The 16,734-nt window shown below is 62.0% G+C and carries 14 protein-coding genes; 5 read left to right on the forward strand and 9 right to left on the reverse strand.

The annotated features are described in order from the left end of the window. Nucleotides 1-216 precede the first annotated feature (216 nt). A complete protein-coding gene (locus CWE16_RS06765) occupies nt 217-1,821 on the forward strand; it encodes a photosystem II high light acclimation radical SAM protein (protein WP_131594159.1) in 1,605 nt (534 codons plus the stop codon). On the opposite strand, the gene CWE16_RS06770 is transcribed toward CWE16_RS06765, so the two are convergent. The 3 genes from CWE16_RS06770 to CWE16_RS06780 all read right to left on the reverse strand — a co-directional run bounded on the left by CWE16_RS06770 (nt 1,764) and on the right by CWE16_RS06780 (nt 4,227). Then, complete coding sequence (locus CWE16_RS06770) at nt 1,764-2,570, reverse strand: CPBP family intramembrane glutamic endopeptidase (protein WP_236629633.1); 807 nt, start codon at nt 2,568-2,570, stop codon at nt 1,764-1,766. The two genes, CWE16_RS06765 and CWE16_RS06770, sit on opposite strands and share 58 nt — an antisense overlap. Before the next feature lie 74 nt (nt 2,571-2,644). After that, nucleotides 2,645-2,959 (reverse strand): ATP-dependent Clp protease adapter ClpS, encoded by a 315-nt coding sequence (gene clpS, locus CWE16_RS06775; RefSeq protein ID WP_201737974.1) that lies wholly within the window; start codon nt 2,957-2,959, stop codon nt 2,645-2,647. A gap of 41 nt (nt 2,960-3,000) precedes the next feature. After that, entirely contained in the window at nt 3,001-4,227 is a 1,227-nt protein-coding gene (locus CWE16_RS06780) for an LL-diaminopimelate aminotransferase (RefSeq protein WP_131594161.1), read from the reverse strand. 95 nt (nt 4,228-4,322) lie between these two features. Between CWE16_RS06780 and CWE16_RS06785 the strand changes: the two genes are divergently transcribed. The 3 genes from CWE16_RS06785 (at nt 4,323) to CWE16_RS06795 (ending at nt 9,830) form a co-directional block, all read left to right on the forward strand. After that, nucleotides 4,323-7,010, forward strand: coding sequence for a TIGR03960 family B12-binding radical SAM protein (locus CWE16_RS06785; RefSeq protein ID WP_131594164.1), 2,688 nt, complete (start codon nt 4,323-4,325; stop codon nt 7,008-7,010). Between the two features lie 249 nt (nt 7,011-7,259). Further along, the gene (locus CWE16_RS06790) at nt 7,260-9,203 is read left to right on the forward strand and encodes an Rne/Rng family ribonuclease (RefSeq protein ID WP_131594166.1); all 1,944 of its coding nucleotides are present in this window, start codon (nt 7,260-7,262) and stop codon (nt 9,201-9,203) included. Between the two features lie 18 nt (nt 9,204-9,221). Then, nucleotides 9,222-9,830, forward strand: coding sequence for a ribonuclease HII (locus CWE16_RS06795; protein WP_131594168.1), 609 nt, complete (start codon nt 9,222-9,224; stop codon nt 9,828-9,830). Here CWE16_RS06795 and CWE16_RS06800 read toward each other — a convergent pair. Then, nucleotides 9,816-10,337: a DUF1997 domain-containing protein gene (locus CWE16_RS06800; protein WP_131594170.1), complete on the reverse strand. Its 522-nt coding sequence runs from the start codon at nt 10,335-10,337 to the stop codon at nt 9,816-9,818. The genes CWE16_RS06795 and CWE16_RS06800 overlap by 15 nt on opposite strands. Nucleotides 10,338-10,387: 50 nt before the next feature. Here CWE16_RS06800 and pheA point away from each other — a divergent pair, with 50 nt between their 5' ends. Then, complete coding sequence (gene pheA, locus CWE16_RS06805; RefSeq protein WP_131594172.1) at nt 10,388-11,233, forward strand: prephenate dehydratase; 846 nt, start codon at nt 10,388-10,390, stop codon at nt 11,231-11,233. On the opposite strand, the gene CWE16_RS06810 is transcribed toward pheA, so the two are convergent. From CWE16_RS06810 to fusA, 5 genes are all read right to left on the reverse strand, one after another. After that, nucleotides 11,203-12,183: a methyltransferase domain-containing protein gene (locus tag CWE16_RS06810; protein ID WP_131594174.1), complete on the reverse strand. Its 981-nt coding sequence runs from the start codon at nt 12,181-12,183 to the stop codon at nt 11,203-11,205. The two genes, pheA and CWE16_RS06810, sit on opposite strands and share 31 nt — an antisense overlap. After that, nucleotides 12,177-12,833, reverse strand: a complete 657-nt coding sequence (locus CWE16_RS06815) for an LON peptidase substrate-binding domain-containing protein (protein ID WP_131594176.1) — start codon at nt 12,831-12,833, stop codon at nt 12,177-12,179. Before CWE16_RS06815 ends, CWE16_RS06810 begins: the two co-directional genes overlap by 7 nt. Before the next feature lie 57 nt (nt 12,834-12,890). Further along, entirely contained in the window at nt 12,891-13,211 is a 321-nt protein-coding gene (gene rpsJ, locus CWE16_RS06820) for a 30S ribosomal protein S10 (protein ID WP_006042265.1), read from the reverse strand. Between the two features lie 122 nt (nt 13,212-13,333). Beyond that, nucleotides 13,334-14,533 (reverse strand): elongation factor Tu, encoded by a 1,200-nt coding sequence (gene tuf, locus CWE16_RS06825; protein ID WP_131594178.1) that lies wholly within the window; start codon nt 14,531-14,533, stop codon nt 13,334-13,336. A 42-nt stretch (nt 14,534-14,575) separates the two neighbouring features. After that, nucleotides 14,576-16,651 (reverse strand): elongation factor G, encoded by a 2,076-nt coding sequence (fusA, locus tag CWE16_RS06830; RefSeq protein WP_131594180.1) that lies wholly within the window; start codon nt 16,649-16,651, stop codon nt 14,576-14,578. Nucleotides 16,652-16,734 lie beyond the last annotated feature (83 nt).

Below are 16,734 nucleotides of genomic sequence, written 5' to 3' on the forward strand. Positions count from 1 at the left end.
AGCCATTGGCGCCGGAGCGCTGCTGAATGGTGGTGGTCATGAGAACGGGAAACGATGCTCCGAAGAGCGGTTACGGAAGGGCAGGGATGCCCTGCCAGGAACGACTGTAACAGAAGATTGCGCTGTGTGTCGACGGCTTTGTGAAGCTGTTGTGAAGAAGCTTGAAGGGGCGTTGCGGCCCCGGTGGTTGTTAGCGTCCTGCCGATGGGCCGATCCATGTCGCTGTCACCCTTTGCGCTTCAGGCCCCCGCTGCGGGTGAGCGCGTGCTGCTGGTGCGATTGCCCTGCAACCCCATCTTCCCGATCGGGCCGATCTATTTGGCCGATCACCTCCACAAGTGTTTTCCTGGGCTGCCTCAGCGGATCCTCGATCTAGCCGCTTTGCCGGTGCTGGATGTGGAGCGCGTCTTGCTGGCTGTCATCGACCAGTTCCAGCCGACGTTGCTGGTGTTCTCGTGGCGCGATATTCAGATCTACGCCCCCGTCGATGGACGCGGAGGTAACCCTCTTCAGAACTCCTTCGAGGTTTTCTACGCGCGCAATCCGCTGAAGCGTCTGCGAGGTGCCCTTGGTGGCGTCCGGCTGATGGCGAGTCACTACGGGGAGCTTTGGCGTAACCAGCGCCTTGTGCGTCGGGGACTAGCGCGGGCTCAGCGCCACCGATCGACGGCCCGGGCCGTGCTTGGTGGTGGCGCCGTCAGTGTTTTCTATGAGCAGCTTGGCCGTTCCCTCCCTAAGGGCACGATCGTTTCCCTCGGCGAGGGTGAACCCTTGCTGGAGAAGCTTCTGCTCGGCCACTCGCTGCAAAGCGAACGCTGCTACGTCGTTGGTGAGCCCCCCCGGCCAGGACTGATCCATGAACAGCCTGAAAGTCGCCCGAAGACGGCTTGCGATTACACCTACATCGCGTCGATTTGGCCCCAGCTCGACTGGTATCTCGACGGAGGCGACTTCTACGTCGGCGTTCAAACCAAGCGGGGCTGCCCCCACAACTGCTGCTACTGCGTTTACACGGTGGTCGAGGGCAAGCAGGTGCGCCTCAACCCTGTGAAGGAGGTTGTGGCAGAAATGCGTCAGCTCTACGACCGAGGTGTGCGCGGTTTCTGGTTCACCGATGCCCAGTTCATTCCAGCCCGGCGTTACATCGACGATGCCAAGGAGCTGCTTCGGGCCGTGAAGGCCGAGGGGCTCACCGGCATCCGCTGGGCGGCTTACATCCGAGCCGACAACCTGGATGCCGAGCTCGCTGAGCTGATGGTGGCCACCGGGATGAGCTACTTCGAAATCGGCATCACCTCTGGCTCCCAGGAACTCGTTCGCAAGATGCGCATGGGCTACAACCTGCGCACCGTGCTCGAGAGCTGTCGGATGTTGGCAGCAGCCGGTTTCCGCGATCACGTGTCGGTGAACTACTCCTTCAACGTGATCGACGAACGCCCGGAGACGATTCGTCAGACCGTGGCGTATCACCGCGAGTTGGAGCGGATCTTCGGGGCTGACAGGGTGGAGCCCGCGATCTTCTTCATCGGCCTGCAGCCCCACACCCACTTAGAGCAGTACGGCTTTGATCAGGGGCTGCTGAAACCTGGCTACAACCCAATGAGCATGATGCCCTGGACGGCGCGCAAGCTGCTCTGGAATCCGGAGCCGATGGGCAGCACCTTCGGGAGGATCTGTCTTGAAGCGTTTGACCGCAATCCAGGAGATTTCGGTCGCACGGTGATGGATCTGTTGGAGCGTGATTACGGCGTTGCGCCGTTGGATCAAGCGCTGCGCGCGCCGGTAGAGGGACGGGCCGCCTTGGCTAAAGCCGTGAGCTGACGCACCAGGAGGGCGCTGAGGGCCAGGATTCCGACGACTCCGCCGAGGGGATTGCCACCAGGTCCTGTCAGCCATTGCGGTGAAAGGGGAGACCACTGAATCAGTCCCGACTGCAGGGCAAACCAGCCACCCACCAGTCCGCCGTGGAGGCCGACGCACCCCCAGAGAGATCCCTGATCGAGCCGCCGGCGGGTTGCCAGGGCTATCCCCAGTAGAAACAGCCCGATCAGCAAGCCCAGCATCGGCCAGAAGCCAAGGTTGAAGCGGGTATGCACCAGGCTGAAGATCAGCGCCTGACCCGGAAGGGCCAAGCGCGGGCCAATGAGGTGGTTGAGCTCTCCCCAGAGCCAGCCTCGGAAGAGAAGTTCTTCCGCCAGGCCGACCCCAATGCAGAGCAATACGGCATTCAGGAGCTCCGCGAGGCTTAGATCCCCCAGCCACTGACCCCAGCCACCCGCCAGGCTGAGCCCTGTGATCAACAGCAGCAGAGCGAAGGCCCAGCCGAGGCCGCCGCGGAGTCGTGCACCTGGACCTTCGCTGCGCTGAGACGACCTAACGCCCAGGGTTTGCCAGGGATGGGCGCTGTTCCAACGGATGCGCACCCAACTCGGCAGAACCAGCAGAAACAGCAGTTCGCTGACGAGGGTGCCCATCAGGTTTCTGGAGGCCAGCGGGATGCTCGGGAAGAGCCAGCTCATCGGTTGGATCAGCAGCCAGCCCAGGCCATAGAGGGCTGGAATCAACAGCACGGTCGGTAGCCAGCGACGGTGCTGCCGCAGCCAGTCCTGCCAGAGGGCAGCGACAGACCGGCGGGCTGGAGTGCTCAGCTCTCTGGCTCCAGAGTGCTGGTCAGCCCTTTGGCCTTGAGGGTTTCGCAGTAAAACTCGGCCGGTTCGAGATCGCAGACGATCACCAGGCCAACCCCGGTGTTGTGCGCTTCGAGCATCACAGCCATGGCGTCCTGCTCGCTCAGCTGCGGCACCACCTGCTGCAGGGTCGTTACCACGTATTCCATGGTGTTGACCGGGTCATTGTGGAGAAGCACTTTGTAGCGGGGCGAGCGCTTGCGCACCCGCTCGCTCTGCTTCTCGATCACGGCGGCGCCGCCGGGGCTGGGGCTGGAGGTGTTCACCACCATGACCAAGGATCTCGGCTCTGGGCAATGTAAAACCGACACGGTCACAGACGACGAATGCGCGCCATGGCTTCGTCCACATTGGCGCGGCTGTTGAAGGCGGAGAGTCGGAAGTAACCCTCACCGGCGGCGCCGAAGCCGCTGCCAGGGGTGCCCACCACATGAGCTTTGTTGAGCAGGTGGTCGAAGAAGCCCCAGGAGTCTGTGCCAGCAGGGGTTTTCAGCCAGACGTAGGGAGCATGCTCACCGCCATGCACCTCGATGCCTGCAGCACTCAGTTCCCGGCGAATGATGGCGGCGTTCTCCATGTAGAAGCCCACCAGCGCCTTGATCTCTTGTTGGCCCTGGTCGGAGTACACCGCTTCAGCACCACGCTGGATGATGTAGCTGACGCCGTTGAACTTGGTGCTCTGACGGCGGTTCCAAAGGCCCCAAAGCTCCACTTCGGAGCCGTCATCGGCCTTGCCTTTCAATCCCTTCGGCACCACGGTGAAGGCGCAGCGGGTTCCGGTGAAGCCGGCGTTCTTCGAGAAGGAGCGGAATTCGATGGCGCAGTCACGGGCGCCTTCGATCTCGTAGATCGAATGGGGGAGTTCAGGGTCCTGGATGAAGGCCTCATAGGCCGCATCGAACAGGATCAGGGAACCATGGGCGCGGGCATAGTCGACCCAGGCCTTGAGCTGAGCCCTGGTGGCCACCGCCCCAGTGGGGTTGTTGGGGAAGCACAGATAGATCAGATCCACTGGCTCGCTAGGGATCTGAGCTGTAAAGCCATTGTCGGCACTGATCGGCAGGTAGGTCAGTCCGCCGTAGCGGCCGTTGTCACCGGCCTCTCCGGTGCGGCCCGCCATCACGTTGCTGTCGACATAGACGGGATACACCGGGTCGGTGACGGCGATGTGATTGCCGCTGCCGAGGATGTCGAGGATGTTGCTGCTGTCGCACTTGGAGCCATCGGAGACAAAGATTTCCTCAGCGCTGATCGCACAGCCGCGCGCTTGGAAATCGTGCTTGGCAATCGCTTCGCGCAGCCAGCCATAGCCCTGCTCCGGGCCATAGCCATGGAATCCCGCGTTGGTTCCCATTTCATCGATGGCGGCCTTCATTGCCTCACGGCAAGCCAGGGGCAGAGGCTCGGTCACATCGCCGATCCCCAGGCGGATCAGGGCCGCCTCAGGGTTTGCCTCGCTGAAGGCCTTCACCCGACGAGCGATTTCCGGAAACAGGTAGCCGGCCTTGAGTTTGAGGTAATTGCTGTTGACCAGAACCACGGGAAAACGAAGCACGTTGCTGGGGGGCATCCTGCTACGCGGCCGGGAGCTTTGGAGGGATCCCTCCATACGATGCGAGAAGTGCCCCGGTGGCCATGACCGTTGCGACGCCATCACCCAGTGCCGGATCCGACCATGTGTCGGAGGCTTGGCCGCCGGTTCCTTTCGAGAGCCTGGTGAACGAAGGGATCAATCGCCCCGCTCGCTACATCGGTCATGAACTCGGTGTGGAGCGGCGTGACTGGTTGGCTGCCAGGGTGCGCTGGGCGCTCACGTATCCCGAGATCTACGAAGTGGGCTCGAGCAATCTCGGCCACATCATTCTCTATTCGATTCTCAACGCCGTTCCGGGGCAGCTCTGCGACCGTGCCTACTTGCCAGCCGCTGATCTGGCCGCGCGTCTGCGTGAGCTGAAGCAGCCTTTGTTCGCCGTGGAGAGTCGACGTCCTCTCCCTGCCTTCGACATCCTTGGCTTCAGCCTCAGCTATGAGCTCGGCGCCACCAACATCCTCGAGATGCTGGATCTTGCGGGCATTCCCCTCCGTGCCGCCGATCGGGGCGATTGGCCTCTGAATGCTCCCGAGGCAACGCCACTGATTTTTGCCGGTGGCCCCACCGCCACCAGTAATCCCGAGCCTTACAGCCCCTTTTTTGACTTCATCGCCCTGGGGGACGGGGAGGAGTTGCTGCCTGAGATCGGTCTTGTGGTGGCGGAGGCCAAGGATGCCGGCCTGACTCGCTCAGCTCTGCTGAGGGACCTGGCTCAGGTTCCAGGGGTTTATGTGCCCTCGCTTTATGCCCCAGCGACCGACGGGGTCACCCTCGAGCCCATCCACCCAGAGCTGCCCCGCAGGCTGTTGCGGCGGGTCGCTACCCCCATGCCCCACTACGCCATGGGCTTGGTGCCCCATGTGGAAACGGTCCACGACCGGCTGACCGTTGAGATCCGGCGCGGGTGCACCCGTGGGTGTCGCTTCTGTCAGCCCGGCATGCTTACGCGTCCAGCCCGTGATGTGGAGCCGGAAGCGGTCATCGAGGCCGTGGAGACCGGCATGAAAACGACGGGCTACAGCGACTTCTCTCTGCTGTCGCTCAGTTGTAGTGATTATCTGGCGCTTCCGGCGGTGGGGGTCGAGTTGCGCAACCGACTGGCTGATCGGAACGTCACCCTGCAGCTCCCGAGCCAGCGGGTGGACCGTTTTGATCAGAACATTGCTCACATCCTGGGCGGCGGCCGTCAAGCCGGCTTGACCTTCGCGCCGGAAGCCGGCACACAGCGCCTGCGCGACATTGTCAACAAGGGACTGACTGACGACGACCTGCTGAATGGCATCCGCACCGCCATGGAGAACGGCTACCGCAAGGTGAAGCTGTATTTCATGATCGGTCTGCCGGGTGAGACTGACGCCGATGTGCTCGGCATCGCCGACACCTGCGTGATGCTTCAGCAGCGCTGCCGCGATCTGGGCCGCCTGAATCTCAACATCACGATCAGCAATTTCACCCCGAAGCCGCACACGCCCTTCCAATGGCACAGCGTTTCCACAGCTGAATTTCAGCGCCGCCAGCAGCTGTTGCGGGATGCCTTCCGGCAACAGCGGGGCCTGAAAGTGAACTTCACCGACGTGCGCCTGTCGGCGATGGAAGATTTCGTGGGCCGCAGTGACCGCCGCCTGGCGCCGGTGATTGAAGCCGCCTGGCGTGCCGGTGCCGGAATGGATGCCTGGTTTGAGTCGCTCGACCGCACCTACGAGGCCTGGACCGGGGCGATCGCGGCGGCGGGATTGGAGGGGCGCTACCGGGAGATGGAGGTGGGCAGTTGGAGTGCGGTCACGGCCCTCAGTCGCGATGACCTGGAGGCGTTTTGCCGCCAGCCCCTGCCCTGGGATCACATCGACACAGGGATTGATAAGGCTTGGCTTGCGGAGGACTTGCAGCGGGCTCTGGCGGCGGCGGTGGTTCCTGACTGCTCTTTCGAGGGCTGCAGCAGTTGCGGCGTCTGTGGTCCGGATCTGGGCCACAACGTGGTGGTCCCGCCACCTCCCGTGCCGACCCAGCAGCCCTCCGTGCCACCCCCCAGTGCCCGGGTCTGTCGCCTGCGTTTCCGCTTCAGCAAAACCGGCGCCATGGCGCTCCTGAGCCATCTCGATGTGGTGCGGATGCTGGAGCGGGCCCTGCGGCGCAGCGGTTTGCCGGTGAGTTACACCGGCGGCTTTCACCCCCTGCCACGACTGCAACTCGCCCTCGCTTTGCCCCTTGGCGTCGAGGCTCACGGCGAGTGGATGGACCTCGAATTTCTCGAATCTGTTGATCCAGAAGCGGTCCTGGCGGCCTGGCAGCCCACGCTTCCTGAGGGATTCCGGCTGCTTTCAGCCGAGGAGGTCCCCGTGTCCGAGCCCAGCCTGTCCCAGCGGCTGGAGGCCGCCGAGTGGCGGTTCTGGCTCAAGGTCGTGGAGGGTGAGAGACCAGAGCCATCGCATTGGCAAGATGCCATTGCTGCCTTGATGGCACGCACGGAACTGCTTTGGCGTGACACGGATAAAAAGGGCCGTCCTCGGGAGCGCGACTGCCGACCCTGCCTGCAGGATCTCCAGCTCAGCCAAGCTCATGGTGATGGCGTCAGGTTGCATCTTTCGGCAGCCATCGATCCCCAAGGCCGCAGTCTCAAGCCCGCGCAGATTCAGTCCTGGTTGGGGGATGCACTGGGCTGCTCTCTGCAGCTGCAGCATGTGGAACGCGTTGCACTTCGCCTGCAGGACGTGATCAAGCCAGTGCTAAATTGATCACAAGTCAACACCCCCTGAGCACTGCGCTACGGGATTGACCCGGTCTTCTCGCTCCCAGATCCTGAGGAAACGGAGGCCTGTTGCCTCAGCTCCATGCGTCCTGATTCACGCCGTCTGTGAGCTCCATAGGAGTTAATCCTCCGCCCTCTTCTTGAACGGCCCAGGCCGAACACGTTGTTTCCGTGCAGTGGACCGGCAGGTCTCTGATCGGATTTACGCCCTAAGGGGCGCTCTCTGACCTTCTCCATGCCCCAACAAATTGTCATCGCCGAGCAGCTGCGGATCGCCGCAGTGCTCACCGACGAGCGCGTTGATGAACTGATCGTTGCGCAGGGTCGATATCAGATCGGTGATGTCTATCTCGGGACCGTGGAAAACGTGCTGCCTGGGATTGATGCAGCCTTCGTCAACATCGGTGAAAGCGAAAAGAACGGCTTCATTCATGTCACTGATCTCGGCCCCCTGCGCCTGAAGAAAGGGGCCGCCGGCATCACCGAACTGCTGGAGCCCCGTCAGCGTGTGCTCGTGCAGGTGATGAAGGAACCGACGGGCACCAAAGGGCCGCGCCTCACTGGAAATCTGGCTCTTCCTGGTCGTTACCTGGTGCTCCAACCCAGCGGCCAGGGGGTGAACATCTCCCGCCGGATTGGTTCAGAGGGTGAGCGCAATCGTCTGCGTGCCTTGGGCGTTCTTGTCAAACCGCCTGGAGCTGGTCTGCTGATCCGCACCGAGGCGGAAGGGGTGAGCGAAGAGCTTTTGATCGATGACCTCGAATCGCTGCTTCGCCAGTGGGAGGCCATTCAACGGGCGGCAGAAACGGCCGCTCCTCCGGTGCTTCTCAACCGTGATGAGGACTTTATTCACCGCATCCTGCGCGATCACACCGGTCCGGATCTCAGCAGGGTGGTGGTGGATGACCCCGCCGCGGTGGAACGGGTTACGGGTTTCCTCGGTGAGGAGGGTGCTGCCGTTCAGGTCGATGCCCATCCTGAGCCAGCTGAGCTGCTGGAGCATTTCAAGGTCAATGCCGCCATCCGCGATGCCCTCAAGCCCCGGGTGGATCTCCCATCCGGGGGTTACGTGATCATCGAGCCCACTGAGGCGCTCACGGTCATCGATGTCAATTCGGGCTCCTTCACCCGATCGGCCAATGCTCGGGAGACCGTCCTGTGGACCAACTGTGAGGCGGCCGTCGAAATCGCCCGCCAGTTGAAGCTGCGCAACATCGGTGGGGTGATCATCGTCGACTTCATCGACATGGACTCCCGCCGCGATCAGCTGCAGTTGCTCGAATATTTCACTGCGGCCATTCGTGATGATGCGGCCCGTCCGCAGATCGCACAGCTCACTGAGCTTGGTCTGGTGGAACTCACCCGTAAGCGGCAGGGGCAAAACATCTATGAGTTGTTCGGCCGCGCCTGCCCAAGCTGTGGTGGTCTGGGGCATGTGGCAGTGCTGCCCGGTAAGGACCTGCTCCAGCCCCTAGCCACCGCGACTGGTTTGGTGCGATCGGCAGCTTCTGCCCGCGCTGAAGTGGCGCCTCCCTCTGAATCCAGTGGTGGCCGCCGCCGCCGAGGCGGCAGGGGGCGAAGTGCCGCCGCTGTGATCAGCGACGACACCGATGCCAGCTTGGCGGTGGATGCCGACGTGAGCGAAGCGGTGGCGGCTCCTGAGTCGGCGGCCCGTCGTCAGGACCCTGAGCTGTTGGCCGTGCCGATGACCGAGCAGCAGGAGGAGGTCTATGGCTGGCTTGGCCTAAGTCCTGCTCTACTGCTTGAGGAACCCCCGGAAAGCGACAACCTGCTGGTGCGGGTGGTGCGTCCTGGCGAAGACGCCGACGCAGTGCTGGAGGAAGCCCGTCAGCAACTGGCGGCTTCCAGTGGTCGTCGTCGCCGTCGCGGCAGTCGCGGGGGTAGTCGTGGCGGAGGCCGATCCACGGCTGCTCCAGACGACAACGGCAGGTCGGACGCGGTGGCCGAGACCTCAACCCAAGCCGATTCTGCGCCGCTGTTGGTTGAGATCACGCCCCTGGAGATCACCCCATTTGAGCCGGTGGCTGTGGTTGCGACTGAGCCCCCCGCAGAGCCCCAGGCTGAGCCTGTGCCGGTGGCAGCCGGTTCCGATGGCTCCGACGAAGATCAAGAACCACGCCGCCGCCGCCGCCGTTCCTCGGCCGCCAGCGCGGACTGAAGCACGCCGCATGCGCCGATGACTGACTGGGTCGCCGGTGTCGATGAAGTCGGGCGAGGCTGTCTCTTCGGCCCTGTGTTCGCCGCAGCTGTGGTGCTTGATGAAGCCGCCGCTCATGGGCTTCTTGCTCAGGGGTTGACCGACAGCAAGGCCTTGACCCCTCGGCGCCGAGCACGCTTGGTGCCTCTGATCGAAACGCTCGCTGCAGCCTGGGGACTCGGTCAGGCCTCAGCACGGGAGATTGATGCGATCGGAATCCGCAGCGCCACCGAGCAGGCCATGCTTCGGGCGCTGCAGCGGCTGCCCCAGCAGCCCGCTCTTGTGCTGGTGGATGGGGTGCTTCCCCTTCGGCCCTGGCCCCATCCACAGCAGACGATTGTGCAGGGGGATAGCCAGTGCGCAGCGATTGCTGCGGCCAGCGTGCTGGCCAAGGAGGCCCGTGATGCGTTGATCCGCCGGCTCGCGCAACGGTTCCCTGGTTATGCGCTGGACTCCCATGCCGGTTACGGCACAGCACGGCACCGACAGGCACTCATGGCTGAAGGTCCGACGCCTTTGCATCGCCGGAGTTTTCTGCGCAATATCCCTTTGCCTGAGCAGGTTGTCTCTGCCTCAGGCGGGTTCTGAACTCTCACACCAGCGCTCGAAATCGTTCACCAGTTGACGTCCGACCCTGCCCTTGATGGTCAAGAGGATGCCGTTGAGGATCGATTCGCCGGTGCTTTCGAGCACCCTGCGGGGGATCAGTCGAAGCAACGGGGGCTGGCTCACTTCTACCCCCAGGGTGGCTAAACCCTCCAAGCCGGAGCTACGCGCTTCGAGGACCGCTTCGAGGGTGAGCTGAAAGTCATCCACGAGCCCCAGCCCCTCAAGGTTGGCGTCAAGCGCGCGCATGGTCAGTCGATTGTCCTGATGGGTCACCTCCAGGCAGACCACAGGTTTCACCTGCAGTTGGAACACCTGCAGTGTCGTGACGGTGTATTGGTATCGGCCTGGGGCCAGCAGGCTGAGCTGGCTCGGATCCAGAAGGGCCTTCACCACCCGATCCTCTTCTTGCAGATAGGCCGGCAGCGCATCCGCCCGACGGTTCACCGTGAGGTTCAAGTGCTGGCTGGCGCGGAAGGCCAGGGGCATGAGCGGACGCTGACGCGCCATGATCCTATCGAGTGTTTGCAGGGCGATTGATGACCACGAGCGTGGCTTTCCTCGGGCCGCAGGGAACCTACGGCGAGCGAGCGGCCCGCGCCATGGTGGAGCTCGAGGCTCTGGATCCGGTGGAGTTGCTGCCCTGCCCTGGGTTGCGTTCCGTCGTTGATCACGTCGCTGATGGTCGCTGCGAGGCGGCGGTCGTGCCCGTGGAGAATTCCGTGGAAGGTGGTGTGACCACGAGTCTGGATGCACTCTGGGCCCATCCGGATCTCTGCATCCGGCGTGCTCTGGTGTTACCGATCCGGCATGCGCTGCTCAGCAGCGGTCGTCTTGATCAGGTGTCTGAGGTGCTGTCGCACCCCCAGGCTTTGGCTCAGTGCAGCGGTTGGCTGTCGCGTCATCTTCCCAATGCCCTTCAGCTACCCACCAGCTCCACCGCAGAAGCGGCCCGCATGGTGCGGGGCAGTCAGTTCCGTGCGGCGATTGCGAGTCGTTCCCTGGCCGAGGAGGGAGTGTTGGAGTCGCTCGCTTATCCGATTAACGATGCCAGCGGAAACTGCACCCGATTCCTGCTGCTGCAGCGTGGCGAGCGGCGCTTGGAGGGAGATGTCGCCAGCCTTGCCTTCTCTCTGCACCGCAATGCACCAGGTGCCTTGCTGGAGGCCCTCACTGCGGTGGCAACGCTTGGGCTGAACATGAGCAGGATCGAGTCGCGCCCCTCAAAACGGGAGCTTGGGGAATATGTGTTCTTCATGGATGTGGAGCTTCCTGCAGAGCAGGGAGGGGAGGTGCTCCGCCAACTCACTGAACTTCTGACCCCTCTTTGTGAGCACCTGGCTCAGTTCGGTGCTTACCCCAGTTCGGAGTTGGCTGCGGATTGACCCCCACCGGGGCTGATTCTGAAGACGCCGAACTGCATCAAACCGGTGGCGAAGGCCCAGTGCATCAGCAGCAGGGTGGGAGTTTCGCGGAGGCCTTGGAGGATTGCCCTGGGGCCAAGGCTGAGAACGGCCCAGGGTCTGCGCAGCCCCTCTCCAATGGAGTCGATCCAGGAGGGCAGTGTTGCCCGGGTCCAGTCATCCGTCTCCAAGACGCCCCTTTGATGGGGGCTGGCGGCGATGTTGCTGGCAAAACCTTTGATGCTGGCGAATTCGGGATGGGCCCACTGGGTGAGCAGCTGATGCATCACATGCTTCTCCACGCCATTCATCTCGCCGTCTGATGGATCGCGGCGGTTCCAGTCCGCGACCGCCAGCACGCCGCCCTGGCGGAGTACCCGAAGAAGTTCGTCGGCATAGCGCTGCTTGTCGGGCATGTGGGGGCCGGCTTCAACACTCCAGACAGCATCGAACTGTTGATCGGCGAGTTGCAGATCGAGGGCGTCCATCACTGCGAATCGGCAGTGGATGCCTTCAGGGGTCAGTGCTGTGGCACGGGCCACCTGGGCTGGGCTGATGCTGATACCCAGCACCTCAAAGCCGTAGTCGCGGGCAAGGATCCTGGCGCTGCCACCGATGCCGCAGCCCACATCCAGGATGCGAGAACCAGGTGGTAGTTGGTCGAGTCCGCTCCAGTGCACCAGGGCGTGCACAAAATCTGCCTTGGCGGCACGAAAATCCCGCCGCCGCGGTGGATCGCCGTAGTAGCCGAGGTGCACATGGTCACCCCAGAGAGTTTCAAGCAGGCGATCGTCGGTCCAGGCGTCGTAGGCGGCCGCGACGCTGGCACTGGATTGATAGGCGCGATTGCGGCGGGTCCAGAGGCTGAAAGCGATCGCTCCGACGCCAATGGCAAGGAGGGCGGCCAGGCCCTGGGCTGTAGCGCTCAGCATTCCTCGGTGTTCGCGAGGGTGTCACGTAAGACCGTGCGAGCTGCCAGCTGGCGACGGGTTTCATCGAGCATGGCGTATTCCTGTTCAAGGCGTTCGCGGGTGCTGGTGAGTTCCAGCAGTTCCTGCTGTTGATCAGCAACAGGGCCTCCCAGGTGGGCTCCGATCCAGAAGGAGAGTTCCCTAGGGAGATCGGGTAAGTCTTCAGGGAGGGAGGCGGGTGAACCGGTCAGCTTGCCGGTGAGTTCAACAACGTCACGCAGGGCCTGATCGACCGATTGGGTGAGGGTTTCGAGCGCATCGGGAGATTCGAGCGGCTCATCTTCGATCCAGCTCACAAGCGCTGTGCGGTAAGGCGCCTCCCGCACCACATCAAGCACTCTGAAGCGCTGCTGACCCAGGGTCACAATGTTGCTTCGACCATCCTCGCCGGTTTGATGCTGCAGAACTTCGGCGCAGCAGCCAACTGGGGCCACGGTTTGATTCTGAGGATCCCAGCGGATCACTCCGAAGCGACGATCATCTTCAAGAACGCTGCGGAGCATCATCCGATAGCGCGACTCGAAGATGTGCAGAGGGAGCACTTCCCTTGGAAACAGAACAACATCCGGCAGGGGGAACAGGGGTAATTCCCTGACGGACAGGTCAGCCACGCAGCACGATCTCAGTGAGATCAATCCTAGGCAGCTGACCGCTGGGGCGGGTGCGCCTCAGAGCTTCACTTCGATGTCAACTCCGCTTGGCAAATCAAGCTTCATCAGGGCGTCGATTGTTTTTGCCGAGGGGCTGTAGATATCGATAATCCGACGGTGGGTGCGTGTTTCGAAATGCTCCCGTGAATCCTTGTCAACGTGGGGAGAACGCAGGACGCAGTAGATCTTGCGCTTGGTGGGAAGAGGAATGGGACCGATGGCCGTTGCTGCCGTGTTGTCGGCCGTTTCGATGATCTTGTCGCAGGAGAGATCCAGCATGCGGCGATCAAACGCCTTGAGGCGAATGCGGATCTTCTGCTGAGCGATTGCGGTGGACATGGAATGCGCAGAGGAAGCCCCCGAGGGGATCGGAGACGGTGAATTGTCGAGGTTCGATTTAAAAAGTGTAGGGGACGGCCCGGACGCGGCCGAACCATCCCCTGACGATCATCGCTTGATAATCACTCGATGATCTTGGAGACCACGCCAGCACCGATGGTGCGGCCGCCTTCGCGGATAGCGAAGCGCATGCCCTGCTCGATGGCCACGGGGCAGATCAGCTCACCGGTCATCTTGATGTTGTCGCCGGGCATCACCATCTCGACGTTGGAGCCATCTTCCGCGGTGAAGGCGGTGATCTGGCCGGTCACGTCGGTGGTACGGATATAGAACTGCGGGCGGTAGCCAGCGAAGAAGGGGGTGTGACGGCCGCCTTCTTCCTTCTTCAGCACGTACACCTGACCCTCAAACTTGGTGTGAGGGGTGATGGAGCCGGGCTTCACGAGCACCATGCCGCGCTCGATGTCTTCCTTCTGGATGCCGCGGAGCAGCAGGCCGACGTTGTCGCCGGCCATGCCCTGATCGAGCAGCTTGCGGAACATCTCCACACCGGTAACGGTGGTCTTGCGGGTGTCTTTGATGCCGACGATTTCGATTTCTTCGCCGACTTTGACGATGCCGCGCTCAATACGGCCGGTGGCCACGGTGCCACGACCGGTGATGGAGAACACGTCTTCGACGGCCATCAGGAAGGGCTTGTCGACTTCGCGCTCAGGCTCGGGGATGTTCTCATCGACGGCCTTCATCAGCTCTTCGATCTTGGCTTCCCACTCGGCGTCGCCCTCGAGGGCCTTCAGGCCGGAGACCTGCACCACGGGGATGTCGTCGCCAGGGAAGTCGTAGCTGGAGAGCAGTTCGCGGATCTCCAGTTCCACCAGTTCGATGATCTCCTCATCATCGACCATGTCGCACTTATTGAGTGCAACCACCAGAGCGGGCACACCCACCTGCTTGGCCAGCAGGATGTGCTCTTTGGTTTGAGCCATGGGGCCGTCGGTGGCGGCACACACGAGGATGGCGCCGTCCATCTGAGCGGCACCGGTGATCATGTTCTTCACGTAGTCCGCGTGACCGGGGCAGTCGACGTGGGCGTAGTGACGGATGTCGGTTTCGTACTCGACGTGGGCGGTGTTGATGGTAATACCGCGCTCGCGCTCCTCCGGAGCACCGTCAATCTGGTCATAGGCCTGAGCCTTGGCTTGACCCTTCTTGGCGAGCACATTCGTGATCGCAGCGGTGAGGGTGGTTTTGCCGTGGTCAACGTGGCCAATGGTGCCGATGTTGACGTGGGGCTTGTTCCTTTCGAACTTCTCGCGAGCCATTTTTTTAAAAGAATCGGGGGTGAATTTAGGGGAGGGTAGAGATCAGGAATTGCCCTGATTCTTGGAGATGATGGCTTCAGCGACGTTGCGAGGAACATCCTCGTAGTGGCTGAATTCCATCGAGAAGATACCCCGACCCTGGGTCATGGATCGGAGCTCGGTGGCGTAGCCGAACATCTCGGCCAAAGGCACCTTGGCCGAGACCTTTGACGTGCCATCGTCAATGGCCTGACCTTCCACCTGTCCTCGACGGGAAGACAGGTCACCGATGATCGAGCCGAGGAAATCCTCGGGAACCTCGACCTCAACCTTCATCATCGGTTCAAGAAGCACAGGATTGCACTTCTTGACCGCATCCTTGAAGGCCATGGAGCCGGCGATTTTGAACGCCATTTCTGACGAGTCCACGTCATGGTACGACCCGTCAACCATGCTGACTTTGATGTCGATCATGGGGTATCCAGCAATCACACCGGATTCGCAGGTCTCCTTCATGCCCATTTCCGAGGGCTTGATGAATTCCTTTGGAACAACACCACCAACAATTTTGTTGACGAATTCAAACCCGGATTCGGGCTCGCCCGGCTCCATTTCAATCACCACATGGCCATATTGACCCTTACCACCGGTCTGGCGGGAGAACTTGCCCTCCCCCTTGGCTGAACCACGGATGGTTTCGCGGTAGGAGACCTGAGGAGCACCGATATTGGCCTCCACCTTGAATTCACGCAGCATGCGGTCCACCAGGATCTCCAGGTGCAACTCGCCCATGCCGGCAATCACGGTTTGTCCGGTTTCGGCGTCCGTGTTGACCCGGAAGGTGGGATCTTCCTCTGCCAGAGACACCAGTGCTTTGGAGAGCTTCTCCATATCGCCCTTGGTCTTGGGCTCCACCGCCACGGAGATCACCGGCTCAGGGACGAACAGGGTCTCAAGAACGATGGGATCTTCGGGAGAGCAGAGGGTGTCGCCGGTGGTGGTGGCTTTCAGGCCAAGAACCGCTCCCAGGTCGCCGGCGCGCAGTTCATCAACCTCTTCCCGGTCGTCTGCCTTGAGCACTACCAGACGGGAGATGCGCTCTTTCTCGCCCTTGGTGGAGTTGAGCACGTAGCTGCCCTTTTCCAGGACGCCGGAATACATGCGCACGAAGGTGAGCTTGCCGTAGGGGTCAGCCATCACCTTGAAGGCCAGGGCGCTGAAGGGAGCCTTGTCGTCGGAGGGACGCACGGCTTCCTTGCCATCGGGGAGCACACCCTGAATCGGGGGCACATCCACGGGGGCGGGCAGGTAGTCAACAACGGCATCAAGAACCAGCTGCACACCTTTGTTCTTGAAGGCGGAGCCGCAGAGCATCGGAACGAGACCGTGCTTCAGGACGCCATCACGGATGCCCTTCTTGAGCTCTTCATCACTGAGTTCGCCAGTCTCCAGGAACTTCTCGATCAGGGCTTCGTCGGTTTCGGCAACCGCCTCCATCAAGACCGTCCGCCACTCGGCTGCCTGATCAGCCATGTCGGCAGGAATGTCGGTGACTTCGATGTCCTTTCCGAGATCGTCCTTATAGATGTGAGCCTTGTTGGCCACGAGGTCGATGATGCCGCTGAGATCGCCCTCGGCACCAATCGGCAGCTGGATCGGCACGGCGTTGGCCTTGAGGCGATCCTTGATTTGGCCATGCACCTTGAGGAAATCGGCGCCGGTGCGGTCCATCTTGTTGACGAACACCATCCGAGGCACGGAGTAGCGGTCGGCTTGGCGCCAAACAGTCTCAGACTGAGGCTGAACGCCACCCACGGCGCAGAACACAGCGATCACACCGTCGAGAACCCGCATGGAACGTTCCACCTCGATGGTGAAATCCACGTGGCCGGGGGTATCAATGATATTGATCCGATGGTCATTCCAGCTGGTGGAAATGGCCGCAGCGGTGATGGTGATTCCACGTTCACGCTCCTGGGCCATCCAGTCGGTGACAGCGGCGCCGTCATGCACCTCACCGATCTTGTGCACCACACCTGAATAGAACAGGATTCGTTCGGTGGTGGTGGTTTTACCAGCGTCAATATGAGCGGCAATACCGATATTTCTGACGCGTTCCAGGGGAAAGGCGCGAGCCACAGGAAACTCCGGGGTGGGGCGTTAAAAGGCGGGTGAGACTCTACAGGTCCGCCCTGAACAGCCGAGAGCGTTCAGGGCGAGGG

This window comes from Synechococcus sp. BS55D, from assembly GCF_004332415.1.
Lineage (GTDB): Bacteria > Cyanobacteriota > Cyanobacteriia > PCC-6307 > Cyanobiaceae > Synechococcus_C.

Bases quoted from the DNA above. Each gene is read 5' to 3' on its own strand.
- CWE16_RS06800 (WP_131594170.1), bottom strand. From the start codon at position 10,337: ATGCCCCTGGCCTTCCGCGCCAGCCAGCACTTGAACCTCACGGTGAAC.
- CWE16_RS06765 (WP_131594159.1), top strand. From the start codon at position 217: ATGTCGCTGTCACCCTTTGCGCTTCAGGCCCCCGCTGCGGGTGAGCGC.
- CWE16_RS06790 (WP_131594166.1), top strand. From the start codon at position 7,260: ATGCCCCAACAAATTGTCATCGCCGAGCAGCTGCGGATCGCCGCAGTG.
- CWE16_RS06785 (WP_131594164.1), top strand. From the start codon at position 4,323: ATGACCGTTGCGACGCCATCACCCAGTGCCGGATCCGACCATGTGTCG.
- CWE16_RS06795 (WP_131594168.1), top strand. From the start codon at position 9,222: ATGACTGACTGGGTCGCCGGTGTCGATGAAGTCGGGCGAGGCTGTCTC.
- tuf (WP_131594178.1), bottom strand. From the start codon at position 14,533: ATGGCTCGCGAGAAGTTCGAAAGGAACAAGCCCCACGTCAACATCGGC.
- clpS (WP_201737974.1), bottom strand. From the start codon at position 2,959: ATGGTGGTGAACACCTCCAGCCCCAGCCCCGGCGGCGCCGCCGTGATC.
- rpsJ (WP_006042265.1), bottom strand. From the start codon at position 13,211: ATGTCCACCGCAATCGCTCAGCAGAAGATCCGCATTCGCCTCAAGGCG.
- CWE16_RS06810 (WP_131594174.1), bottom strand. From the start codon at position 12,183: ATGCTGAGCGCTACAGCCCAGGGCCTGGCCGCCCTCCTTGCCATTGGC.
- pheA (WP_131594172.1), top strand. From the start codon at position 10,388: ATGACCACGAGCGTGGCTTTCCTCGGGCCGCAGGGAACCTACGGCGAG.